The 23,144-nt window shown below is 70.6% G+C and carries 21 protein-coding genes; 18 read left to right on the plus strand and 3 right to left on the minus strand.

Annotation, left to right across the window (positions count from 1 at the left end):
* Positions 1–181: 181 nt before the first annotated feature.
* The 4 genes from ACU6WZ_RS25520 (at position 182) to nusB (ending at position 3,341) form a co-directional block, all read left to right on the plus strand.
* Positions 182–1,057 carry a Pro-rich N-terminal domain-containing protein gene (locus ACU6WZ_RS25520; RefSeq protein WP_447030536.1) on the plus strand — a complete coding sequence of 292 codons (876 nt, stop codon included), beginning with the start codon at positions 182–184 and terminating at the stop codon, positions 1,055–1,057.
* Positions 1,058–1,177: 120 nt separating this feature from the next.
* Positions 1,178–2,284: an aminopeptidase P family protein gene (locus tag ACU6WZ_RS25525; protein ID WP_447030537.1), complete on the plus strand. Its 1,107-nt coding sequence runs from the start codon at positions 1,178–1,180 to the stop codon at positions 2,282–2,284.
* A 59-nt stretch (positions 2,285–2,343) separates the two neighbouring features.
* Positions 2,344–2,910, plus strand: a complete 567-nt coding sequence (gene efp, locus ACU6WZ_RS25530) for an elongation factor P (RefSeq protein WP_447030538.1) — start codon at positions 2,344–2,346, stop codon at positions 2,908–2,910.
* A 2-nt stretch (positions 2,911–2,912) separates the two neighbouring features.
* Positions 2,913–3,341: a transcription antitermination factor NusB gene (gene nusB / locus ACU6WZ_RS25535; RefSeq protein ID WP_447030539.1), complete on the plus strand. Its 429-nt coding sequence runs from the start codon at positions 2,913–2,915 to the stop codon at positions 3,339–3,341.
* Positions 3,342–3,563: 222 nt separating this feature from the next.
* Here the strand turns inward: nusB and bldD are convergent, their stop codons facing one another.
* A complete protein-coding gene (gene bldD, locus ACU6WZ_RS25540) occupies positions 3,564–4,064 on the minus strand; it encodes a transcriptional regulator BldD (RefSeq protein WP_447030540.1) in 501 nt (166 codons plus the stop codon).
* 142 nt (positions 4,065–4,206) lie between these two features.
* On the minus strand, positions 4,207–5,550 hold the full coding sequence (locus tag ACU6WZ_RS25545; RefSeq protein WP_447028847.1) for an IS4 family transposase: 1,344 nt from the start codon (positions 5,548–5,550) through the stop codon (positions 4,207–4,209).
* A gap of 317 nt (positions 5,551–5,867) precedes the next feature.
* On the opposite strand from ACU6WZ_RS25545, the gene pyrR reads away from it, so the two are divergent.
* The 14 genes from pyrR (at position 5,868) to ACU6WZ_RS25615 (ending at position 22,503) form a co-directional block, all read left to right on the plus strand.
* Complete coding sequence (gene pyrR, locus ACU6WZ_RS25550) at positions 5,868–6,455, plus strand: bifunctional pyr operon transcriptional regulator/uracil phosphoribosyltransferase PyrR (protein ID WP_447030541.1); 588 nt, start codon at positions 5,868–5,870, stop codon at positions 6,453–6,455.
* Positions 6,456–6,554: 99 nt separating this feature from the next.
* Positions 6,555–7,541: an aspartate carbamoyltransferase catalytic subunit gene (locus ACU6WZ_RS25555; protein WP_447030542.1), complete on the plus strand. Its 987-nt coding sequence runs from the start codon at positions 6,555–6,557 to the stop codon at positions 7,539–7,541.
* A gap of 2 nt (positions 7,542–7,543) precedes the next feature.
* Positions 7,544–8,830 (plus strand): dihydroorotase, encoded by a 1,287-nt coding sequence (locus ACU6WZ_RS25560; protein WP_447030543.1) that lies wholly within the window; start codon positions 7,544–7,546, stop codon positions 8,828–8,830.
* Positions 8,827–9,423 carry a PH-like domain-containing protein gene (locus ACU6WZ_RS25565; RefSeq protein WP_447030544.1) on the plus strand — a complete coding sequence of 199 codons (597 nt, stop codon included), beginning with the start codon at positions 8,827–8,829 and terminating at the stop codon, positions 9,421–9,423. Before ACU6WZ_RS25560 ends, ACU6WZ_RS25565 begins: the two co-directional genes overlap by 4 nt.
* Complete coding sequence (gene carA / locus ACU6WZ_RS25570; protein ID WP_447030545.1) at positions 9,420–10,571, plus strand: glutamine-hydrolyzing carbamoyl-phosphate synthase small subunit; 1,152 nt, start codon at positions 9,420–9,422, stop codon at positions 10,569–10,571. Before ACU6WZ_RS25565 ends, carA begins: the two co-directional genes overlap by 4 nt.
* Entirely contained in the window at positions 10,564–13,875 is a 3,312-nt protein-coding gene (carB, locus tag ACU6WZ_RS25575; RefSeq protein ID WP_447030546.1) for a carbamoyl-phosphate synthase large subunit, read from the plus strand. Before carA ends, carB begins: the two co-directional genes overlap by 8 nt.
* A gap of 108 nt (positions 13,876–13,983) precedes the next feature.
* Entirely contained in the window at positions 13,984–15,093 is a 1,110-nt protein-coding gene (locus tag ACU6WZ_RS25580; protein ID WP_447030547.1) for a quinone-dependent dihydroorotate dehydrogenase, read from the plus strand.
* 26 nt (positions 15,094–15,119) lie between these two features.
* A complete protein-coding gene (gene pyrF / locus ACU6WZ_RS25585; RefSeq protein WP_447030548.1) occupies positions 15,120–15,959 on the plus strand; it encodes an orotidine-5'-phosphate decarboxylase in 840 nt (279 codons plus the stop codon).
* Between the two features lie 279 nt (positions 15,960–16,238).
* Entirely contained in the window at positions 16,239–16,562 is a 324-nt protein-coding gene (locus tag ACU6WZ_RS25590; protein WP_014157387.1) for an integration host factor, read from the plus strand.
* 38 nt (positions 16,563–16,600) lie between these two features.
* A complete protein-coding gene (gene gmk / locus ACU6WZ_RS25595) occupies positions 16,601–17,167 on the plus strand; it encodes a guanylate kinase (RefSeq protein ID WP_447030549.1) in 567 nt (188 codons plus the stop codon).
* Between the two features lie 29 nt (positions 17,168–17,196).
* Positions 17,197–17,469, plus strand: coding sequence for a DNA-directed RNA polymerase subunit omega (gene rpoZ / locus ACU6WZ_RS25600; RefSeq protein ID WP_028814064.1), 273 nt, complete (start codon positions 17,197–17,199; stop codon positions 17,467–17,469).
* 114 nt (positions 17,470–17,583) lie between these two features.
* Positions 17,584–18,786 (plus strand): bifunctional phosphopantothenoylcysteine decarboxylase/phosphopantothenate--cysteine ligase CoaBC, encoded by a 1,203-nt coding sequence (gene coaBC / locus ACU6WZ_RS25605; protein ID WP_447030550.1) that lies wholly within the window; start codon positions 17,584–17,586, stop codon positions 18,784–18,786.
* A 241-nt stretch (positions 18,787–19,027) separates the two neighbouring features.
* Positions 19,028–20,236 (plus strand): methionine adenosyltransferase, encoded by a 1,209-nt coding sequence (metK, locus tag ACU6WZ_RS25610; protein WP_447030551.1) that lies wholly within the window; start codon positions 19,028–19,030, stop codon positions 20,234–20,236.
* Positions 20,237–20,433: 197 nt separating this feature from the next.
* On the plus strand, positions 20,434–22,503 hold the full coding sequence (locus ACU6WZ_RS25615) for a primosomal protein N' (RefSeq protein WP_447034247.1): 2,070 nt from the start codon (positions 20,434–20,436) through the stop codon (positions 22,501–22,503).
* 108 nt (positions 22,504–22,611) lie between these two features.
* On the opposite strand, the gene ACU6WZ_RS25620 is transcribed toward ACU6WZ_RS25615, so the two are convergent.
* Positions 22,612–23,142: a hypothetical protein gene (locus tag ACU6WZ_RS25620; RefSeq protein ID WP_447030552.1), complete on the minus strand. Its 531-nt coding sequence runs from the start codon at positions 23,140–23,142 to the stop codon at positions 22,612–22,614.
* Between the last annotated feature and the right edge of the window lie 2 nt (positions 23,143–23,144).

Below are 23,144 nucleotides of genomic sequence, written 5' to 3' on the forward strand. Positions count from 1 at the left end.
ACCGCGGCGCAGAACGCGCCGGAAACTCAGGGCCTGAGCGGGCACTCCGGCTCCTCCCCGGCCGTTCACACATGGGCGGCGGGGGAGGGTACCTTTCGGTGGGCCCGGTCCACCGTGGTCCGCTGCGGCCGCCGCCCGGCCGCAGAACACGAGTCGCCTGTACGAGACGGAGTGGCACCGGATGCAGCACGCAGCAGGGGCTCCGCTGCCACCACCCCACCAGCCCGGCTCAGGCTGGGCGCAGGGTGCCCCGCACCCCGCAGGGCCCCCCGCACCCCAGGGGCCTCCGCAGGCACCTCAGGACCCCGGCCACGCGCCGCAGGCCCCTGGTCACGCGCAGGGCCACGCCCCGCCCACGGGTTGGACCGCGCCGACGCCACAGCACGCAGCCCCCCAGGGGCCGCCCTCCCGGGACCACACCGGGCACATTCAGCTCCCCCCGGGCGGCCCGGTGCCCGTCCCCGCGCCGCCGCTCTCCGCCGCGCCGAGCGACACCGGGAGCACCACGCTGGCCGTGCTGCTCATCGGACCGGCCGGGGCCGGTAAGACGACCGTCGCCAAGCACTGGGCGCAGCACCGCAGGGTCCCGACCGCCCACGTCAGCCTCGACGACGTACGGGAGTGGGTCTGCTCGGGGTTCGCCGACCCGCAGTCCGGCTGGAACGACCAGTCGGAGGCCCAGTACCGTCTGGCCCGCCGCACCTGCGGCTTCGCCGCCCGTAACTTCCTGGCCAACGGCATATCGTGCATCGTCGACGACGCCGTGTTCCCGGACCGTCCCGTCGTCGGGCTCGGCGGCTGGAAGCGCCATGTCGGCCCGGGGCTGCTGCCGGTCGTCATCCTTCCCGGGCTGGAGATCGTGCTGGAGCGCAACGCACAGCGCAGCGGCAACCGGCGGCTGTCCGACGAGGAGGTCGCCCGTATCCACGGCCGGATGGCCGGCTGGTACGGCTCGGGCCTGCCGATCATCGACAACTCGACGTACGACGTGCCGACCACAGCCCGGGTCCTGGACGAGGTGCTGGCCCGCTCCCTGGCGAGCCCGCCCGCCTGGTAGCCGCCAGGGCGCGGCGCCCTACGCGCTGCGCCCCTCGGTGCGTCCGGCGAACGTGCGTCCGCCGCCCCGGTCGGACGCACGCAGGCGGCCGGACGGCCGCCGCGCTCGTACGCTCGGGGCATGTCAGAGCTGCATGCGGTCCGCCGCGGTCGGCTGCGTGACCGGTGCGCCGCCGCCGGCAGCGGCGCCGCACTGGTCTCCCGCCCCGCCAACGTCCGCTACCTCGCGGGCCCCGCGCCGCCCGGCACCGTGCTGCTGCTCGGCCCCGACGCCGACATCCTGGTCTGCCCCCGTTCGCCGGACGCCGGCCCCGCGGACGCCCGCCCCGACGAACGGCTGAGGATGACGGTCCTGCCGGAGCCAGGCGGTGACGCGGTCGTCGCGGCTGCCCGGATCGCCGCGTCGGACGGCGCGGAGTCCCTCGCCGTGGAGGAGCACCACCTCACCGTCGCCCGGCACCGGGCGCTCGGCTCGGTCGCTCCACGGCTGCGTCTGGGAGATCTCTCCGGAGCCGTCGAGCAGCTGCGGATCGTCAAGGACGAGGAGGAGATCGCGTGCATGCGGATCGCGGCGGAGATCACCGACCAGGCGCTCGGTGAACTGCTCGAATCGATCCTGGTCGGACGCACGGAACGGCACCTCGCCCTGGAGCTCGAGCGCCGTCTGGTGGACCATGGCGCCGACGGGAACGCCTTTCCCACCTCGGTGGCCACCGGCCCGAACGCCGGTCTGGGCAGACACCGGCCGTCCGACCGCCGCGTGGAGGAAGGCGATTTTCTCTCCGTCTGTCTCGGCGCCGACTACCGCGGCTACCGGTGCGAGATCGGTCGTACCTTCGTCATCGGGACGACTCCGGCGGACTGGCAGATCGAGCTGTACGACGTCGTATTCGCCGCTCAGCGGGCCGGCCGGCAGGCGTTGGTCCCCGGCACCGAGTACCGCGAAGTCGACCGCGTCACACGGCAGGTACTGGCCGCCGCGGGCCACGCCGAGGGCCTCGCGGCACAGAGCGGACACGGCGTGGGACTGGAAATACAGGAGGACCCGCAGCTGGCACCTGCGGCCATGGGTAAACTGGACGCTTGTGTGCCGGTCACCGTCGAACCGGGGGTCCACCTCCCGGGCCGGGGCGGCGTCCGGATCGATGACACGCTCGTCGTGCGCCCCGAGGCGGACGGCGGACCCGAGCTACTCACCATCACGACCAAGGAGCTGCTCGCGCTGTAGCCCCAAGACAGCGCGCACTCCCGGTCCCACCAGCCTTCAGCCCAGGAGATTCCGCAACCGTGGCTTCCACGAACGACCTCAAGAACGGCATGGTGCTCAAGCTCGACGGGGGCCAGCTCTGGTCCGTCGTCGAGTTCCAGCACGTCAAGCCCGGTAAGGGCCCTGCCTTCGTGCGCACCAAGCTCAAGAACGTTCTCTCCGGCAAGGTCGTCGACAAGACCTTCAACGCCGGCCTTAAGGTCGAGTCGGCCACCATCGACCGCCGCGACATGCAGTTCTCGTACATGGACGGCGAGTACTTCGTCTTCATGGACATGGACACCTACGACCAGCTGATGGTCGACCGCAAGTCCGTGGGCGACTCCGCCAACTTCCTGATCGAGGGCTTCACCGCCTCGGTCGCCCAGCACGAGGGCGAGGTGCTCTACGTCGAGCTCCCGGCCGCCGTCGAGCTGACCATCCAGCACACCGACCCGGGCGTCCAGGGCGACCGCTCCACCGGCGGCACCAAGCCGGCCACGCTGGAGACGGGCTACGAGATCCAGGTCCCGCTCTTCATCACCACCGGTGAGAAGATCAAGGTCGACACCCGCACGAGCGATTACCTCGGCCGGGTGAACAGCTAACCGTGGCTGCCCGGAACACGGCGCGCAAGCGCGCCTTCCAGATCCTTTTCGAGGCCGACCAGCGCGGTGAGTCCGTGCAGACGGTCCTCGCGGACTGGATGCGGCATGCCCGGACCGACACCCGGCAACCGCCGGTCAGCGAGTACACGATGCAGCTCGTCGAGGGGTACGCGGACCACGCGGACCGCATCGACGACCTCATCGCGACGTACTCCGTCGACTGGCCGATCGACCGGATGCCGGTCGTCGACCGGAACATCCTGCGGCTCAGCACGTACGAGCTCGTGTGGGTGGACGAGACGCCCGACGCGGTGGCGATCGACGAGGCGGTGCAGCTCGCCAAGGAGTTCTCCACCGACGACTCGCCGTCCTTCATCAACGGCCTGCTGGGCCGTTTCAAGGACCTCAAGCCGAGTCTGCGCCGGAACTAGCCCCCAGGTAGCCCACAGGGGGCACACCGGCCGCTGAAAGGGGCCCGCAGCACGCGTCGCAGCGTGCTGCGGGCCCCTTTGCGCGGCGGGGCGAGCCGGGCCTACGGGGGTAACGGCCTATCGCGCACCAGGCCGTAAGGAAAACGCCGCGGTCGCGGAAGCCCGAGGGCATCCACAACCGCGGCGTTACGTTTCTGCTGGTACCGGCCCTGCTCGCAGCGCTCAGATGTCGTCGTGAGCGACGGCGCGACGCGCGTCCGCGTCCAGCACGCCCCAGCTGATCAGCTGCTCGGTCAGCACCGAAGGCGACTGGTCGTAGATGACGGCCAGCGTGCGCAGGTCGTCCTGACGGATCGAGAGGACCTTGCCGTTGTAGTCGCCGCGCTGCGACTGGATCGTCGCCGCGTACCGCTGGAGCGGTCCGGCCTTCTCGGCCGGGACGTGAGCGAGGCGCTCCAGGTCGAGACGGAGCTTCGGCGGCGGCTCGGCCGCCCCGCCCGGCGTGGTGCCCGGCAGAAGCTCCTGCACGGGAACGCCGTAGAAGTCCGCCAGCTCGGCGAGGCGCTGCACGGTCACGGCGCGGTCGCCGCGTTCGTACGAGCCGACCACGACGGCCTTCCAACGGCCCTGGGACTTCTCCTCGACTCCATGGAGGGAAAGCCCCTGCTGGGTGCGGATGGCGCGGAGCTTGGCCCCGAGCTGCTTTGCGTATTCGCTGGACATATGGCTCCCCGGAGGCAGTGTCACTGTGCGGCTCCGCCGCGCGGCTGGTAACTCACTGTGAGGTTACGCAGCGTTACTTGGATGCGTCAAGCCGAACGGGTCCGTGCGAACCCGTACGGCAATGCCGGGAAGCTTGGCTTGATCATCTCGTGTGGCTGTCGGGCTCCGCGGTGGTCGGCGGGGTTGTGTCGAGTGGGATGATTTCGATCCCGTATCCGGTGATTTTTGTGCTGCGGCTGGCCGGCCCGGCGGGTTTCGAGGGGAAGATGGAGCTGGGGCGTTTCACGGTCCGGGGGCAGACCCGCAGGCGTCGCTCGGCCGATCGCAGGTTCGCCAGCAGCGACGTGGTCATCTCGGCGAGGTGGGTGCCGATCCGCGCCGTGGTGCGGATCACGGTGTCCCGGGCGACGGTCAGGGCGACAGTGAAGGAGAGCCGGTCGGCATCGAGCCCGTGGCCGGCGGCGGTGGAACTGATCGTGCGGCGGATCGCCTGGTGGGTGACGAGATACGCCCAGATCTCCTGGTTGACCAGCGCGGGTGTCTTCGATCTCAGGACGGCGCGTGCCCCGCGCTGAGTGATCTTCAAGTCCCGGAATTCGAGCTCGGATTCCCACCGCTGGGAATACAGTGCGGCCAGTTCACCGGCGGGGAAGGCCGCAGGGTCGAGCAAGGTGGTGATGAGCCGGTAGGGCTCATGGCGTCGTGACCCGTCGGCGGCCTCGATGACGACCACCATCTCGATCACCCGGATCCGTACCGACCGGGGCCGCCCCGCCAGGGCTTTCGTGATGTTCTTGTGCGCGTGCCGGGTCGCGAGCCAGGAGCCGTCGGGCAGGACCTCGTCGGGGACCAGCCGCACCGCCGCCGAGATCCGCCACAACAGATCCGCCCCGCCGGCGGCGGCATCGACCCACAGCAGCCAGCCCGGGAATCCCCGGTCGGCCAGGACCAGCATCCCGGGGCGCATCCGGTCCAGCAGGCGCCGTGTCAGGTCCTGCTCACAGACCCGGCGGATGTCGAACGCCACCCCGAGCAGCGCCCGGGTCCCGCACTCGATCAGCGCGACCAGGCGGACCTGGGGGAACGCGGCGATCCGCCGCTGATTGCGGGTCCGGCCGAACACCGCGTTCACCGCGGTGTCGGCGACCTCGAGAAACGTGCCGTCCACCGAGGCCAGCCGAAGCCCCCGCCAGAACACCCCCGGCATCGCGACCGTGCCGACCGGCCCGGCGATCCGCTCGAACAGTAACCGGAACGGCTCCGGGCCCAGCGTGACGCGGCGCTGCCGCAGCGCCGAGGAGGAGACCAGCTGGCCCCGCGCGGCCAGCCGCGCCGTCCCACCGGCCAGCTTCGACAGCACCGACCGGTAGCCGTCTCTCGGGAACAGCGTCAACGCGAGCACGAAGAACACACACGTCACCGCGCAGAGTTTGCCGTCACTACGCCGGTCCCCGCGGCCGGAAGCCGCCAGCACATCCGTGACCATCCGCCGTGTCACAACCTGGCGCAACACACCCAGCTGCCCCGTCTGTCCCGCGCTCGCACGCGACGACCCCTCTATGCCAGACTCCCCAGACAACGAAGCTCCTGTTCCGAACAAGTCGATCGTGGTAGATCGCTCGTTCTACAGGAGCTTCGCTGCATCCAGCGCCCGCACACGAGATGATCAAGCCAAGCTTCCCGGCATTGACCCGTACGGGGGGTCGTCGGGGAAGTCCCGCAAACGTGCTGCTAGGCTGGTTGACGCAATTCCGACGTCCTTTAAGGTCCGTCCCGTGAGGCGGAGAAGGAGGTCCGTTTCCAATGGACACCATGCATGCCGATGCCGCACGCCCTGTACTCGAGGGCCCCGACATCGAGCGGGTACTGACCCGCATCGCCCACGAGATCGTCGAACGCGCAAAGGGCGCCGACGACGTGGTGCTCCTCGGCATTCCCACCCGCGGTGTCTTCCTCGCCCGCAGGCTCGCCGCCAAGCTCGAAGAGATCACCGGCCGCACCATGCCGGTCGGCTCCCTCGACATCACCATGTACCGGGACGACCTGCGCATGCGCCCCGCGCGTGCTCTGGCGCGCACCGAGATTCCCGGTGACGGCATCGAGGACCGGCTCGTCGTCCTGGTCGACGACGTGCTCTTCTCCGGCCGTACGATCCGGGCCGCACTGGACGCGCTGGGAGACATCGGCCGGCCCCGAGCCGTACAGCTCGCGGTCCTCGTCGACCGCGGTCACCGCGAACTGCCGATCCGTGCCGACTACGTCGGCAAGAACCTCCCCACGTCGTTGCGGGAGACGGTCAAGGTCCAGCTCGCCGAGGAGGACGGCCGCGACGCCGTGCTGCTCGGTCTCCAGCAGACCGCCCAGCAGACCGCTCCGGCCGGCGAGCAGTAGCGCTGCTTCCCCGTACGGACCCGTTCGCCGGGCCCGCGCGTCAGCCTGCCCTGCTGCCCGCCTCCACACACGCGCCCCTCACGAACCACGGAGCACCAGATGAAGCGTCACCTCATCTCGGCCGCCGACCTCACCCGCGACGACGCCGTGCTGATCCTCGACACCGCCGAGGAGATGGCCCGCGTCGCGGACCGGCCGATCAAGAAGCTGCCCACCCTGCGCGGACGCACCGTCGTCAACCTCTTCTTCGAGGACTCGACCCGTACGCGCATCTCCTTCGAGGCGGCCGCCAAGCGGCTGTCCGCCGATGTCATCAACTTCTCCGCGAAGGGCTCGTCCGTCTCCAAGGGCGAGTCGCTCAAGGACACCGCGCTGACCCTGGAGGCGATGGGCGCGGACGCCGTCGTCATCCGGCACGGCGCCTCGGGGGCCCCCTACCGTCTCGCGACCTCCGGCTGGATCGACGGCGCGGTGGTCAACGCCGGCGACGGCACGCACGAGCACCCCACCCAGGCGCTGCTCGACGCCTTCACCATGCGCCGCAGGTTCGTCGGCGCCGACGCGGGCCTGGGACGTGACCTGGCGGGACGCCGGATCACGATCGTCGGCGACGTACTGCACAGCCGCGTCGCCCGCTCCAACGTCCACCTGCTGCACACCCTCGGCGCCGAGGTCACCCTCGTCGCGCCGCCCACGCTGGTGCCGATCGGCGTGGAGCAGTGGCCGTGCGAGGTCTCGTACGACCTCGACAAGGTGCTGCCGAAGTCCGACGCGGTGATGATGCTGCGTGTGCAGCGCGAGCGGATGAACGCCGCCTTCTTCCCCACCGAGCGCGAGTACTCGCGCCGCTACGGCCTGGACGGCGACCGGATGGCCCGGATGCCCGAGCACGCCGTCGTCATGCACCCCGGGCCGATGAACCGCGGCATGGAGATCACCGCGCAGGTCGCGGACTCCGACCGCTGCACGGCCGTCGAGCAGGTCGCCAACGGTGTCTCGACCCGGATGGCCGTCCTGTACCTGCTTCTCGGCGGCAACGAGTCCGCCATCAGCCCCACCCATGCGCGCACCGAGGAGAGCAAGTAACCATGAGCAAAATCCTGATCCGCGGTGCGAAGGTGCTGGGCGGCGAGCCGCAGGATGTCCTGATCGACGGCGAGACCATCGCCCAGGTCGGAACCGGACTGAGCGCCGAAGACGCGACAATCGTCGAGGCCGGGGGCAAGATCCTGCTGCCCGGTCTCGTCGACCTGCACACCCACCTGCGCGAGCCGGGCCGGGAGGACTCCGAGACGGTCCTGACCGGTACGAAGGCGGCGGCCGTCGGCGGCTTCACCGCCGTGCACGCCATGGCCAACACCTTCCCGGTGGCCGACACCGCAGGCGTCGTCGAGCAGGTCTGGCGCCTCGGCAAGGAGTCCGGCTACTGCGACGTGCAGCCCATCGGCGCCGTCACCGTCGGCCTGGCGGGCAAGCAGCTCGCCGAACTCGGCGCCATGCACGACTCGGCCGCCGGGGTGAAGGTCTTCTCCGACGACGGCAAGTGCGTCGACGACGCCGTGATCATGCGCCGCGCGCTGGAGTACGTGAAGGCCTTCGACGGAGTCGTCGCCCAGCACGCCCAGGAGCCCCGCCTCACCGAGGGCGCCCAGATGAACGAGGGCGTCGTCTCCTCCGAGCTGGGTCTCGGCGGCTGGCCGGCCGTCGCCGAGGAGTCGATCATCGCCCGCGATGTGCTGCTCGCGGCCCACGTCGGCTCGCGCGTGCACATCTGCCACCTCTCGACGGCCGGCTCCGTGGAGATCGTCCGCTGGGCGAAGTCCAAGGGCTGGAACGTCACAGCGGAGGTCACCCCGCACCATCTCCTGCTCACCGACGAGCTGGTCCGCACGTACAACCCGGTCTACAAGGTGAACCCGCCGCTGCGCACCGAGGCCGACGTCATGGCGCTGCGCGAGGCCCTCGCCGACGGCACCATCGACTGCGTCGCCACCGACCACGCGCCGCACCCGCACGAGGACAAGGACTGCGAGTGGGCGGCAGCAGCCATGGGCATGGTCGGCCTGGAGACCGCCCTGTCGGTCGTCCAGCAGACGATGGTCGACACCGGCCTGCTCGACTGGGCCGGCGTCGCCGACCGCATGTCGCTGCGCCCGGCCGCCATCGGCCGCCTCGCGGGCCACGGCCGTCCCGTCTCGGCTGGTGAGCCCGCGAACCTCACCCTGGTCGATCCGGCTTACCGTGGAGCGGTGGCCCCCTCGGGCTTCGCCTCCCGCAGCCGCAACACCCCCTACGAGGGCCGTGAGCTGCCGGGACGCGTCACCCATACCTGGCTCCGGGGCCGCGCAACGGTTGCAGACGGGAATCTGGCGTGACACTCATCCACCTGGCCGCCGAGGCCGCCGCAGAGCAGAAGTCCGCGGAGGTCACCGACTGGGCCGCCCGTATCGGCTGGGTCGTCGGCCTGCTGCTCTTCGTCGCGTTCGTGTACTGGCTGATGCGCCAGGGCTGGAAGTGGCGCGCCACCCTCCAGTCCGACCTGCCCGAGCTGCCCACCGCCCCCGAGGCGCCGGGCGAGCCGAAGCTGAGCATGAGCGGGCGCTACCACGGCTCGACGACGGCCGGGCAGTGGCTGGACCGGATCGTGGCCCACGGCCTCGGCACGCGCAGCAGGGCCGAGCTGACGCTCACCGACGCCGGCCTGGAGGTCGTACGCCCCGGGGCGAGCGACTTCTTCGTCCCCGCGGCGGCGCTGCGTGAGGCCAGGCTCGACAAGGGCATCGCGGGCAAGGTCCTCGCCGAGGGCGGCCTGCTGATCGTCACCTGGCAGCACGGCGAGAAGCAGATCGACTCCGGCTTCCGCTCCGACCGCGCGGCCGAACACGCCGCCTGGGTCGACGCCGTCAACGCAATGAGCTCGATGAACTCGATGAACAGCAGCATCTCGACGGAAGGCACCGCACGATGACGATCTCCAAGCCGGGGAACGCCTCGCAGAGGAAGGGCGCGGCTCCTGCCGTACTCGTCCTGGAGGACGGCCGCATTTTCCGCGGCCGTGCCTACGGGGCCGTGGGGGAGACCTTCGGCGAGGCGGTGTTCAACACCGGCATGACCGGCTACCAGGAAACCCTCACCGACCCCTCCTACCACCGCCAGGTCGTCGTGATGACCGCCCCGCACGTCGGCAACACCGGCGTGAACGACGAGGACGACGAGTCCAAGAAGATCTGGGTCGCCGGTTTCGTCGTCCGCGACCCCGCCCGCGTCCCCTCCAACTGGCGCTCCCGGCGCTCGCTCGACGACGAGCTCGTCACGCAGGGCGTCGTGGGCATCAGCGGCATCGACACCCGCGCGCTCACCCGCCACCTGCGCGAGCGCGGCGCGATGCGCGTAGGCATCTTCTCCGGCAACGCTCTCGGCGACGAGGGAATGCTGCTGGCCAAGGTCCGCCAGGGCGCCGAGATGACGGGCGCGAACCTCTCCGCCGAGGTCGCGACCGAGGAGGCGTACGTCGTCCCCGCGATCGGGGAGAAGCGTTTCACCGTCGCCGCCATCGACCTGGGCATCAAGGGCATGACCCCGCACCGCATGGCCCAGCGCGGCATCGAGGTGCACGTGCTGCCCGCGACCGCGACGGCCGACGACGTGTACGCGGTCAACCCGGACGGCGTGTTTCTGTCGAACGGCCCGGGCGACCCGGCCACCGCCGACCTCACCGTCATCAAGGCCGTCCTCGCTCGTAAGACTCCGCTGTTCGGCATCTGCTTCGGCAACCAGTTGCTCGGCCGCTCGCTCGGCTTCGGCACGTACAAGCTCAAGTACGGTCACCGCGGTATCAACCAGCCCGTGCAGGACCGCACCACCGGCAAGGTGGAGGTCACCGCGCACAACCACGGTTTCGCCGTCGACGCCCCGCTCGACACGGTCTCCGAGACCCCGTACGGCCGCGCCGAGGTCTCCCACGTCTGTCTCAACGACAACGTGGTGGAGGGCCTCCAGCTGCTCGACCAGCCGGCCTTCAGCGTCCAGTACCACCCCGAGGCAGCAGCGGGTCCGCACGACGCCGCGTACCTGTTCGACCGCTTCGTATCCCTGATGGAGGACCAGCGTGCCTAAGCGCTCCGATATCCAGTCCGTCCTGGTCATCGGCTCCGGTCCGATCGTCATCGGTCAGGCCGCCGAGTTCGACTACTCCGGTACGCAGGCCTGCCGTGTCCTGAAGTCCGAGGGCCTGCGCGTCATCCTGGTCAACTCCAACCCGGCGACGATCATGACCGACCCGGAGATCGCGGACGCCACGTACGTCGAGCCGATCACCCCGGAATTCGTCGAGAAGATCATCGCCAAGGAACGCCCCGACGCGCTGCTGCCGACCCTCGGTGGCCAGACCGCGCTCAACACCGCGATCTCCATGCACGAGCAGGGGGTGCTGGAGAAGTACGGCGTCGAGCTGATCGGCGCCAACGTCGAGGCGATCAACAAGGGCGAGGACCGCGAGCTCTTCAAGGGCGTCGTCGAGGCCGTCAAGGCCAAGATCGGTTACGGCGAGTCCGCCCGCTCGGTCATCTGCCACACCATGGACGACATCATCGCGGGCGTCGACACGCTCGGAGGCTACCCCGTCGTGGTACGCCCCTCCTTCACCATGGGCGGCGCCGGCTCCGGCTTCGCGCACAACGAGGACGAGCTGCGCCGCATCGCCGGACAGGGCCTCACCCTCTCGCCGACCACCGAGGTGCTCCTGGAGGAGTCCATCCTCGGCTGGAAGGAGTACGAACTGGAGCTGATGCGCGACCGACACGACAACGTCGTGGTCGTCTGCTCCATCGAGAACTTCGACCCGATGGGCGTGCACACCGGCGACTCGATCACGGTCGCGCCGGCGATGACGCTGACCGACCGCGAGTACCAGCGGCTGCGCGACGTCGGCATCGCGATCATCCGCGAGGTCGGCGTGGACACCGGGGGCTGCAACATCCAGTTCGCCGTCAACCCCGACGACGGCCGGATCATCGTCATCGAGATGAACCCGCGTGTCTCGCGCTCCTCGGCGCTCGCGTCGAAGGCCACAGGCTTCCCGATCGCGAAGATCGCCGCCCGTCTCGCGGTCGGCTACACGCTCGACGAGATCCCCAACGACATCACAGAGAAGACCCCGGCGTCCTTCGAGCCCACGCTCGACTACGTCGTCGTCAAGGTGCCGCGCTTCGCGTTCGAGAAGTTCCCGCTCGCCGACGCCACGCTCACCACCACCATGAAGTCGGTGGGCGAGGCCATGGCGATCGGCCGCAACTTCTCCGAGGCGCTCAACAAGGCGCTGCGCTCGCTGGAGAAGAAGGGCAGCCAGTTCGCCTTCACCGGCGAGCCAGGCGACAAGACGGCGCTGCTGGAGACCGCCAAGGTCCCCACCGACGGCCGCATCAACACCGTCATGCAGGCGATCCGGGCCGGCGCCACCCCCGAGGAGATCTTCGACGCCACGAAGATCGACCCGTGGTTCGTCGACCAGATGTTCCTCATCAAGGAGCACGCGGACGACCTCGCCGCCGCGGACAAGCTCGACCCCGACCTGCTCGCCGAGGCCAAGCGGCACGGCTTCTCCGACGCCCAGATCGCCGAGATCCGGGGCCTGCGCGAGGACGTCGTACGCGAGGTCCGGCACGCGCTCGGCGTACGTCCGGTCTACAAGACGGTCGACACCTGCGCCGCCGAGTTCGCCGCGAAGACCCCGTACTTCTACTCCTCCTACGACGAGGAGTCCGAGGTCGCACCGCGCACCAAGCCCGCGGTGATCATCCTCGGCTCGGGTCCGAACCGTATCGGCCAGGGCATCGAGTTCGACTACTCCTGCGTCCACGCCTCCTTCGCGCTCAGCGACGCGGGCTACGAGACCGTGATGGTCAACTGCAACCCGGAGACCGTCTCCACCGACTACGACACCTCCGACCGTCTGTACTTCGAGCCGCTCACGCTCGAAGACGTGCTGGAGATCGTCCACGCCGAGTCCCTCGCGGGCCCGATCGCGGGCGTCATCGTCCAGCTCGGCGGACAGACCCCGCTGGGCCTCGCCCAGGCACTCAAGGACAACGGCGTACCGATCGTGGGCACCCCGCCGGAGGCCATCCACGCCGCCGAGGACCGCGGCGCCTTCGGCCGTGTCCTCGCCGAGGCCGGCCTGCCCGCACCCAAGCACGGCACCGCGACGACGTTCGACGAGGCCAAGGCCATCGCCGACGAGATCGGCTACCCGGTCCTGGTACGGCCGTCGTACGTGCTCGGCGGCCGCGGCATGGAGATCGTGTACGACGAGACCCGTCTGGCCTCGTACATCGCCGAATCCACCGAGATCAGCCCCACCCGGCCCGTCCTGGTGGACCGATTCCTCGACGACGCCATCGAGATCGACGTCGACGCGCTCTACGACGGCACCGAGCTCTACCTCGGCGGCGTCATGGAGCACATCGAGGAAGCGGGCATCCACTCCGGCGACTCCGCCTGCGCGCTGCCCCCGATCACCCTCGGCGGCTTCGATATCAAGCGGCTGCGGATCTCGACCGAGGCCATCGCGCGCGGTGTCGGCGTACGCGGACTGATCAACATCCAGTTCGCGATGGCCGGCGACATCCTGTACGTCCTGGAAGCCAACCCGCGTGCCTCGCGCACCGTCCCCTTCACCTCGAAGGCGACCGCCGTGCCGCTCGCGAAGGCCGCCGCCCGCATCTCACTGGGCGCGACCATCGCCGAACTGCGCACCGAGGGACTGCTGCCGAAGACCGGCGACGGCGGCACCCTGCCGCAGGACGCGCCGATCTCCGTCAAGGAAGCCGTGATGCCCTGGTCGCGTTTCCGCGACATGCACGGGCGCGGCGTGGACACCGTGCTGGGCCCGGAGATGCGCTCCACCGGTGAAGTCATGGGCATCGACTCGGTGTTCGGCACGGCCTACGCCAAGTCGCAGGCCGGGGCGTACGGTCCGCTGCCGACCAAGGGCCGCGCCTTCATCTCGGTCGCCAACCGCGACAAGCGCTCGATGATCTTCCCGGCGCGCGAACTCGTCGCCCACGGCTTCGAACTCCTCGCCACCTCAGGCACCGCCGAGGTCCTGCGCCGCAACGGCATCAACGCGACCGTGGTGCGCAAGCAGAGCGAGGGCGAGGGGCCGAACGGCGAGAAGACCATCGTCCAGCTCATCCACGACGGCCAGGTCGACCTCATCGTCAACACCCCGTACGGCACCGGCGGCCGTCTCGACGGCTACGACATCCGTACCGCGGCCGTGGCCCGCAGCGTCCCCTGCCTCACGACGGTCCAGGCCCTCGCCGCCGCCGTCCAGGGCATCGACGCGCTCAACCGCGGTGACGTCGGGGTGCGTTCCCTCCAGGAACACGCCAGGCACCTGACAGCGGCCCGCGAGGCCTAGCAGCACTGAGGGGGACACCGAACCGGTGTCCCCCTCTTCATGAGCCTCTTCATGAGGGCCCTGATTCGAGCGCCCTGATTCGTGAGCCTCCAAAGGAAAGCACCCGGCATGTACAAACTCTTCTTCCACCTCGTCTTCAAGCGCATGGACCCCGAGCAGGCCCACTACCTGGCCTTCCGCTGGATCCGTCTCGCCGCCCGCGTGCCCGTCCTGCGCACCTTCGTCGCCGCCGTCCTCGCCCCGCGCCACCCCTCGCTGCGCACCGAGGCCCTCGGCCTGCGCATGCACGGTCCCTTCGGCCTCGCCGCCGGCTTCGACAAGAACGCCGTCGCGGTCGACGGGATGTCGATGCTCGGCTTCGACCACATCGAGATCGGTACGGTCACCGCCGAACCTCAGCCCGGCAACCCCAAGAAGCGGCTCTTCCGTCTGGTGCAGGACCGGGCGCTGATCAACCGCATGGGCTTCAACAACGAGGGCTCCGCAGCGGTCGCCGCGCGCCTGGCCGCCCGTAGCCCCGTCTTCAGGACGGTGGTCGGCGTCAACATCGGCAAGACCAAGGTGGTCCCGGAGGAGGCGGCCGTCGGGGACTACGTCACCTCCACCGAGCGCCTCGCCGCCCACGCCGACTACCTCGTGGTCAACGTCTCGTCCCCGAACACGCCGGGCCTGCGCAATCTCCAAGCCACCGAGTCGCTGCGGCCGCTGCTGACGGCCGTGCGCGAGGCGGCCGACCGTACGGTCACCGGGCGCAGGGTCCCCCTCCTCGTCAAGATCGCGCCCGACCTGGCCGACGTCGACGTCGACGCCGTCGCCGACCTGGCGCTGGAGCTCGGCCTGGACGGCATCATCGCCACCAACACCACCATCGCCCGCGAGGGCCTCGGCCTGAAGTCCGGCCCGGCCCTGGTCAAGGAGACCGGCGGACTGTCCGGAGCGCCCGTCAAGGAGCGCTCACTTCAGGTTCTGCGCCGCCTGTACGCCCGTGTGGGGGACCGGATCACCCTAGTCGGGGTCGGGGGCATCGAGAACGCCGACGACGCCTGGCAGCGCATCCTCGCCGGCGCCACCCTCGTCCAGGGCTACAGCGCCTTCGTGTACGAAGGCCCGTTCTGGGGCCGCGAGATCCACCAGGGTCTCGCTGAGCGCCTCGCCGCCAGCCCGTACGCCACGCTCGCCGACGCCGTCGGCGCCGAGACCCGGAAGGCCTCCCAGTGACCCGCGCACCCGCGACCCCCGCACCCGTGCCTCTCGAACCCTTCGGCGCTCGCCTGCGCCACGCCATGGACACGCGGGGACCGCTCTGCGTCGGCATCGATCCGCACGCCTCGCTGCTGAGCGCCTGGGGCCTGAACGACGACATCGCCGGCCTGGAGACCTTCACCCGGACCGTCGTGGAGGCGCTGGCCGGCCGGGTCGCCGTACTCAAGCCGCAGTCGGCGTTCTTCGAGCGCTTCGGCTCGCGCGGGATCGCCGTACTGGAGAAGGCGGTCGAGGAGGCCAGGGCGGCCGGTGCGCTGGTGCTGATGGACGCCAAGCGCGGCGACATCGGTTCGACGATGGCCGCGTACGCGGCGACGTACCTGGACAAGGGCTCGCCGCTGTTCTCGGACGCCGTCACGCTCTCGCCCTACCTCGGCTTCGAGTCGCTGCGGCCGGCGCTGGACGCGGCCAGGGTCAGCGGGGCCGGTGTGTTCGTCCTGGCCCTGACGTCCAACCCGGAGGGCGCTGAGGTCCAGCGGGCCACCGCCGCCGACGGGCGGTCCCTCGCGCAGGTGATGCTCGACCACCTGGCCGTCGAGAACAAGGGCGCCCGGCCGCTCGGTTCGGTCGGCGCGGTCGTGGGTGCGACGCTCGGTGACACGGGCGCCGACCTCGCCGTCAACGGACCGCTGCTGGCGCCGGGGATCGGCGCGCAGGGCGCGACGCCCGCAGATCTGCCGGGCGTCTTCGGCGTGGCCGTCGGCAATGTCGTGCCGAGCGTCAGCCGGGGCGTGCTGCGCTTCGGGCCCGACGTACTCGGACTGCGGGATGCCGCTTCGCGTTTCGCCGACGAGGTCAGGGCGGCGGTTTCGGCGGCGTGAGGCGGGTCGGTGCGACGGTTTTCGCCGGGTGCGCGAGCCGCGTGGGCGGAGACTTGACCTGAACTCGACACAAAACCGGGGCGTTATGTCTGATATGCCTTGGTCGACAGAGGCTGACCAGGACTTTTCGCCGCTTCTCGCTGACTGGAGCGGTCCTGGCCGCTAGTCTCCGACGAGAGTGAACGTGCAGCTCCGCTGTTCGTTGCTCGCCTTGGTGAGGGGCGTCCAGCTTCCTTACCGGTCCGTATCCGACAGTTCGACATCCGAGGTGACGTAGGCGTGGCTCTTCCGCCCCTTACCCCTGAACAGCGCGCAGCCGCGCTCGAAAAGGCCGCCGCGGCTCGCCGGGAGCGGGCCGAGGTCAAGAATCGACTCAAGCACTCCGGCGCCTCCCTTCACGAGGTCATCAAGCAGGGACAGGAGAACGACGTCATCGGCAAGATGAAGGTCTCCGCCCTCCTCGAATCGCTCCCCGGCGTGGGCAAGGTCCGTGCCAAGCAGATCATGGAGCGGCTCGGGATCTCCGAAAGCCGACGTGTGCGCGGGCTCGGCTCCAACCAGATCGCGTCATTGGAGCGTGAGTTCGGCGGCAGCGCCGCCTGACGTCCGGGGCACCCCCGGAAAGCTGGAATAATCGCCGCATGGCTGCACCACAAGTACGTCCGCGGTTGACCGTGCTCTCCGGCCCCTCCGGGGTCGGTAAGAGCACGGTCGTCGCTCACATGCGCAAGGTCCACCCCGAGGTCTGGCTGTCGGTGTCGGCGACGACCCGCAAGCCGCGCCCCGGCGAGCGCCACGGCGTCCAGTACTTCTTTGTGGACGACGAGGAATTCGACAAGCTGGTCGCCAACGGCGAGCTGCTGGAGTGGGCCGAGTTCGCGGGCAACCGTTACGGCACCCCCCGGCAGGCGGTGCTCGACCGGCTGGAGGCCGGCGAGCCGGTGCTCCTGGAGATCGACTTGCAGGGTGCCCGGCAGGTCAAGGGCTCGATGGCCGACGCCCTGCTGGTCTTCCTGGCGCCGCCGAGCTGGGGCGAGCTGGTCCGCCGGCTCACCGGCCGCGGCACCGAGGCGCCGGAGGTCATCGAGCGCCGCCTCGAAGCGGCGAAGATCGAACTGGCGGCCGAGGCCGAGTTCGATACGACCCTTGTCAACACCTCCGTCGAGGATGTAGCCCGTGAGCTGCTAGCCTTGATGGAAGTTGCTTGATCTCTGTCCACTTTTTCGGAAGGTAGAGCGTGTCCTCTTCCATTTCCACGCCCGAGGGCATCATCAACCCGCCGATCGACGAGCTGCTCGAGGCTACTGACTCGAAGTACAGCCTCGTGATCTACGCGGCCAAGCGCGCGCGTCAGATCAACGCGTACTACTCGCAGCTCGGTGAGGGTCTGCTCGAGTACGTCGGTCCTCTGGTGGACACCCATGTCCACGAGAAGCCGCTCTCGATCGCCCTGCGCGAGATCAACGCGGGTCTGCTGACCTCCGAGGCCATTGAGGGCCCGGCGCAGTAATCAGCAGGCGCAGGAATCTCTTCAGCACAGGCCCGGCAGCGCGACTGCCGGGCCTGTGGTGTGTCATAGGGACGTATTCCGTCATCGAAACCTTCCATCACGCGGGGAGACGCAGTGGACAAGCCGAAGGTCGTGCTGGGCGTCAGCGGGGGCATCGCCGCGTACAAGGCGTGCGAACTGCTGCGACGGCTGACCGAATCCGGCCATGACGTCCGGGTCGTGCCGACGGAGGCGTCCCTGCACTTCATCGGCGCCGCCACCTGGTCGGCGCTGTCCGGAAACCCGGTGTCCGCCGAGGTCTGGGACGCGGTGCACGAAGTCCCGCACGTGCGGATCGGGCAGTCCGCCGAGCTGGTCGTGGTGGCCCCGGCGACCGCCGACATGCTCGCCAAGGCGGCCCACGGCCTCGCCGACGACCTCCTCACCAACACCCTCCTCACCGCCCGGTGTCCGGTGGTGTTCGCCCCCGCCATGCACACCGAGATGTGGGAGCACCCCGCGACCCAGGAGAACGTCGCCACCCTGCGCCGCCGGGGCGCGGTGGTCATCGAGCCCGCTGTGGGGCGGCTGACCGGCGCTGACACCGGCAAGGGGCGGCTGCCGGACCCGGACGAGATCTTCGAGGTCTGCCGCCGCGTCCTCGCGCGCGGGGCGGCGGCGCCCGACCTGGCGGGCCGGCACGTGGTGATCAGCGCGGGCGGTACCCGCGAACCACTCGACCCGGTCCGCTACCTGGGGAACCGTTCCTCTGGCAAGCAGGGATACGCCCTGGCCCGCACCGCCGTGGCCCGCGGCGCCAGGGTCACACTCATCGAGGCCGGCACCGGACTGCCCGACCCCGCGGGGGCCGACATCGTACGCATCGGGACCGCGGTGCAGCTGCGCGAGGCGGTGCTGAAGGCCGCGGCCGACGCCGACGTGGTGGTGATGGCGGCAGCGGTGGCCGACTTCCGCCCGGCGGTGTACGCCGAGGGGAAGATCAAGAAGAAGGACGGCCAGGAGCCGGCCGCCGTCGAGCTGGTCCGTAACCCCGACATCCTCGCCGAGGTGTCGGCGGAGCGCGCCAGGCCGGGTCAGGTGGTCGTCGGCTTCGCCGCCGAGACCGACAACGTCCTCGACAACGGCCGCGACAAACTTCGCCGCAAGGGCTGCGACCTGCTGGTCGTCAATGAGGTGGGGGAGCGCAAGACCTTCGGTTCCGAGGAAAACGAAGCGGTGGTGCTGGACGCCGAAGGAGCTGAGACCCCAGTGCCGTACGGACCCAAGGAGGCGCTCGCCGACACGCTCTGGGACCTGGTGACGCGACGACTGAGTTGATGCCGGGCCCCCGCCCGGGTGGCGGGCCCGAATCGGCGTAATCCCGGCGTACGGGCCTCTGGTGGGGCGCAGGCCTTGCGGGACAATGCAGTGCCGCTGGTCACAGCCCTCCCAAGAAGCGAGACACCTGGTCCGCCGGAGGGATGCGACCGATAAACTGGTCACGGAAGGGCGTCGGGCGCAGCTCCCGGCTCCTTCCATCAATGCTCAGCCAGCAGCCGCTGCAACCCCAGGGAGCGATGTGTCCCGCCGCCTGTTCACCTCGGAGTCCGTGACCGAGGGCCACCCAGACAAGATCGCTGACCAGATCAGCGACACGATCCTCGACGCGCTTCTGCGGGAAGACCCGGCGTCCCGGGTCGCCGTGGAGACCTTGATCACCACCGGCCTGGTGCACGTCGCCGGCGAGGTGACGACCAAGGCCTACGCCGACATCCCGACCCTCGTACGCAACAAGATCCTCGACATCGGGTACGACTCCTCGAAGAAGGGCTTCGACGGCGCCTCCTGCGGCGTGTCGGTGTCCATCGGCGCGCAGTCTCCCGACATCGCGCAGGGAGTCGACACCGCGTACGAGACGCGGGTCGAGGGCGATGACGACGAGCTCGACAAGCAGGGCGCGGGCGACCAGGGCCTGATGTTCGGTTACGCCTGCGACGAGACGCCCGAGCTGATGCCGCTGCCGATCCACGTCGCGCACCGGCTCTCGCGCCGGCTGTCCGAGGTCCGCAAGAACGGGACGATCCCGTACCTGCGCCCCGACGGCAAGACGCAGGTCACCATCGAGTACGACGGCGACAAGGCCGTCCGTCTCGACACGGTCGTCGTCTCCTCCCAGCACGCCTCGGACATCGACCTGGACTCGCTGCTCGCTCCCGACATCCGCGAGTTCGTCGTCGAGCACGTCCTCAAGGGCCTCCTCGACGACGGCATCAAGCTGGACACCGAGGGCTACCGTCTGCTGGTCAACCCGACCGGGCGCTTCGAGATCGGCGGCCCGATGGGCGATGCCGGTCTCACCGGCCGCAAGATCATCATCGACACGTACGGCGGCATGGCCCGCCACGGCGGCGGCGCCTTCTCCGGCAAGGACCCGTCCAAGGTGGACCGCTCGGCGGCGTACGCGATGCGCTGGGTCGCCAAGAACGTCGTGGCCGCGGGGCTCGCCGCGCGCTGCGAGGTCCAGGTGGCGTACGCGATCGGCAAGGCCGAGCCGGTCGGTCTCTTCGTCGAGACCTTCGGCACCGCCAAGGTCGACGTCGAGAAGATCGAGAACGCCATCGGCGAGGTCTTCGACCTCCGCCCGGCCGCGATCATCCGCGACCTCGACCTGCTCCGCCCGATCTACGCCCAGACGGCGGCGTACGGCCACTTCGGCCGCGAGCTCCCCGACTTCACCTGGGAGCGTACGGACCGCGTCGAAGCGCTGCGTGCGTCGGCGGGGCTGTAGACACCGCACCTTTCGTCTGCCGAGGCCCGGCGTCCCACTCCGGTGGGGCGCCGGGCCTCGGCGTGCGGGCCGGGCCCGGCGGGCAGTGTCGGCTGTCAGTGGGGTCTGGTAGGAATTTGGCTGTGAGCGGGAACGACGAGCAGGCCCAAGAGCCCGGGGGCGGGGCGCCGGAGCAGCTTGCGCTCATCCGGGAGAGCATGCGCAGGGCGAAGGTTCCCAAGGCGAAGCCGCGGACCTGGCGCGGGGCGCCGTTGGCGAAGGAGCTGCCCGTCGCCCGGGTGATGGTCAACAAGGGGGCGCTCCACCTCGACCAGTACTTCGACTACGCCGTGACCGAGGAGCTGGACGCCGTCGCGCAGCCCGGAGTGCGGGTACGGGTGAGGTTCGGGGCCGGGGCGCACAAGGTGCGGGAGGGGCGTCGCGAGGGCGGCGGGATGATCGACGGGTACCTGATCGAACGCCGGGCCGAGTCGGACTACGCGGGGCCGCTCGCCGCGCTGGCCTACGTGGTCTCCCCGGAGCCGGTGCTCAGCCCCGAGCTGCTGGCCCTGTCGCGGGCGATCGCCGACCGGTACGCCGGGAGCCTCGCCGACGTCCTGCAGCTGGCCATTCCGCCGAGGAACGGGCCAGCCGAGGCGAAGCCGTCGCCGGAGCCCCTGCCCGTACCGGCGGCGCCCGATGCCGGGACGTGGGACCGGTACGTGCGGGGTCCCGCTTTCCTGCGGGAGCTGGCGGCGGGCGGAGCGCCTCGGGCGGTGTGGAACGCGCTGCCCGGGCCGCACTGGCCGGACGAGGTGGCACGGGCGGTCGCGGCCACGATGGCCTCCGGACGGGGCGCGCTGGTCGTACTGCCGGACGGGCGCAGTGCGGCCCGGGTGGACGCCGCACTCACCGCACTGGTGGGCACGGGCCATCACACGCTGCTGACGGCTGACGCCGGACCGCAGAAGCGCTACCGGCAGTGGCTGGCCGCCCGTCGGGGGTCGGTCCGGGCCGTGGTGGGGACGCGGGCCGCGATGTTCGCGCCCGTCGCCGACCTGGGGCTGGTGCTGGTGTGGGACGACGGGGATGCGAGCCACAGCGACGACAACGTGCCGTTTCCGCATGTTCGCGAAGTTCTGGAGCTGCGGGCCCAGCGCAGCGCGTGCGGGTTCTTGCTGGGGGCCATCAGTTGCACGGTGGAGGCGGCGCAGCTCGTCGAGAGCGGGTGGGCTGCCCCGCTGCGGGCCGGGCGTGAGCGGGTGCGGGCCGCGTCTCCGCTGATCCGTACCGTCGGCGACGCCGAGCTGGCGCGGGACGGGGCGGCGCGGGCCGCCCGGCTGCCCAGCCTGGCCTGGCAGACCGTGCGGGACGGGCTCAAGTCCGGGCCGGTGCTGGTGCAGGTGCCCCGCCGCGGGTACGTACCGGGCCTGGCCTGCGAACGGTGCCGTACGGCCGCCAGGTGCGGGCACTGCTCAGGGCCGCTCGAAGCCGCCGACCAGCGGGAACTGCACTGCGGGTGGTGCGGCCGGGACGCGGCGGGATGGCGGTGCGTGGAGTGCGGGAGCGCCCGGCTGCGGGCCCGGGTGGTGGGGGCCAGGCGCACGGCGGAGGAGCTTGGGCGGGCGTTTCCGGCGGTGCCGGTGCGTACGTCCGGGCGCGACCATGTGCTGGACACGGTGCCGGGGGTGCCCGCCCTCGTCGTCAGTACGCCGGGGGCGGAGCCGGTCGCCGAAGGCGGGTACGCGGCCGCGCTGTTGCTGGACGGGTGGGCGATGCTGGGGCGGCCGGATCTGCGGGCGGGGGAGGAGGCGCTGCGACGGTGGACGAACGCGGCCGCGCTGGTCAGGGGGCAGAGCGAAGGCGGCACGGTGGTCGTGGTGGCCGAGCCGGTCCTGCGTCCCGTGCAGGCGCTGGTGCGCTGGGATCCCGTCGGGCACGCGCAGCGCGAGCTGGCGGAGCGGGCCGAGCTGGGTTTTCCGCCCGTGTCGCGGATGGCGTCGGTGAGTGGTCGGCCCGAGGCGGTGTCGTCGTTCCTCGCGGCTGCGGAACTGCCGGGGGAGGCCGAGGTGCTGGGGCCCGTGCCGCTGTCGGTTTCGGAGCCGGGCCGCCCGCGGCGGACCGGCGATCCGCCGGTCGGGGAGGTGTGGGAGCGGGCGCTGGTGCGGGTGCCGCCGGGGAGCGGGGCGGGGCTCGCGGCGGCGTTGAAGGAGGCGCAGGCGGCGCGGCTGGCACGGGGCGGTGGCGATGCGGTGCGCCTGCGGATCGATCCGCCGGATATCGGGTGAGGGGGCTTAATTGAGTGCTCGCCGGACGGGGGTTGCCGCGTTGCCGCATGGGGTAGCGGCATGGTTCAGCCCGTCCGGCGATTGAGGTGACCGCATGGCCACCCGGGGTCAGCCGTTGCGGGGGCCGGGGAGGGCGCTTGGGCGGAGCTCGTCGCGCAGGGCGTGGCCGGCGGTGGCCGGCGGCTGCGGCGGCATCGAGCGGGCCGCCGGTACGGCCGGCAGGGTCCGCGTGGCGGTCGCCGCTGTCTCGGCCGCGAGCTCGCCGTCCGCCGGCGCACCGGGCGCAGACGTGGGCCGCCGCGCTCCGTAACGGCGGTGCACCGCCTGCTTGGTGACGCCGAGCGCCGATCCGACGGCGTCCCAGGAGAAGCCGAGCGAACGGTCGAAGTCCACTGCGGCGGTCACCAGCGTCTCGACGCTGTCCCGCAGTTCCTGCGCGAGGCGCACGGTGGGGGCCGGGGCCCTGCCGTAGACGACGAAGCCGGTGGAGGGCCCGGAGCGACGGGGACGGTAGACGTTGCCGAGCTGGGCGGTGAGGGTGCGCAGTGCGTCCACCTGCCGCCGGACCCGCTCGATGTCCCGTACCAACAGATGCAGACTGGCCCGTGCTTGGGCGTCGTGGGTTGCGTGGTCGGCCATGA

Source organism: Streptomyces hypolithicus, from assembly GCF_052934925.1.

What these genes read in the sequence shown, in the direction of transcription:
- ACU6WZ_RS25520 (WP_447030536.1), top strand. Translation starts at nt 182, where the DNA reads ATGCAGCACGCAGCAGGGGCTCCGCTGCCACCACCCCACCAGCCCGGC.
- ACU6WZ_RS25525 (WP_447030537.1), top strand. Translation starts at nt 1,178, where the DNA reads ATGTCAGAGCTGCATGCGGTCCGCCGCGGTCGGCTGCGTGACCGGTGC.
- bldD (WP_447030540.1), bottom strand. Translation starts at nt 4,064, where the DNA reads ATGTCCAGCGAATACGCAAAGCAGCTCGGGGCCAAGCTCCGCGCCATC.
- ACU6WZ_RS25545 (WP_447028847.1), bottom strand. Translation starts at nt 5,550, where the DNA reads ATGGTCACGGATGTGCTGGCGGCTTCCGGCCGCGGGGACCGGCGTAGT.
- pyrR (WP_447030541.1), top strand. Translation starts at nt 5,868, where the DNA reads ATGGACACCATGCATGCCGATGCCGCACGCCCTGTACTCGAGGGCCCC.
- ACU6WZ_RS25555 (WP_447030542.1), top strand. Translation starts at nt 6,555, where the DNA reads ATGAAGCGTCACCTCATCTCGGCCGCCGACCTCACCCGCGACGACGCC.
- ACU6WZ_RS25560 (WP_447030543.1), top strand. Translation starts at nt 7,544, where the DNA reads ATGAGCAAAATCCTGATCCGCGGTGCGAAGGTGCTGGGCGGCGAGCCG.
- carA (WP_447030545.1), top strand. Translation starts at nt 9,420, where the DNA reads ATGACGATCTCCAAGCCGGGGAACGCCTCGCAGAGGAAGGGCGCGGCT.
- ACU6WZ_RS25580 (WP_447030547.1), top strand. Translation starts at nt 13,984, where the DNA reads ATGTACAAACTCTTCTTCCACCTCGTCTTCAAGCGCATGGACCCCGAG.
- gmk (WP_447030549.1), top strand. Translation starts at nt 16,601, where the DNA reads ATGGCTGCACCACAAGTACGTCCGCGGTTGACCGTGCTCTCCGGCCCC.
- ACU6WZ_RS25615 (WP_447034247.1), top strand. Translation starts at nt 20,434, where the DNA reads ATGCGCAGGGCGAAGGTTCCCAAGGCGAAGCCGCGGACCTGGCGCGGG.
- ACU6WZ_RS25620 (WP_447030552.1), bottom strand. Translation starts at nt 23,142, where the DNA reads ATGGCCGACCACGCAACCCACGACGCCCAAGCACGGGCCAGTCTGCAT.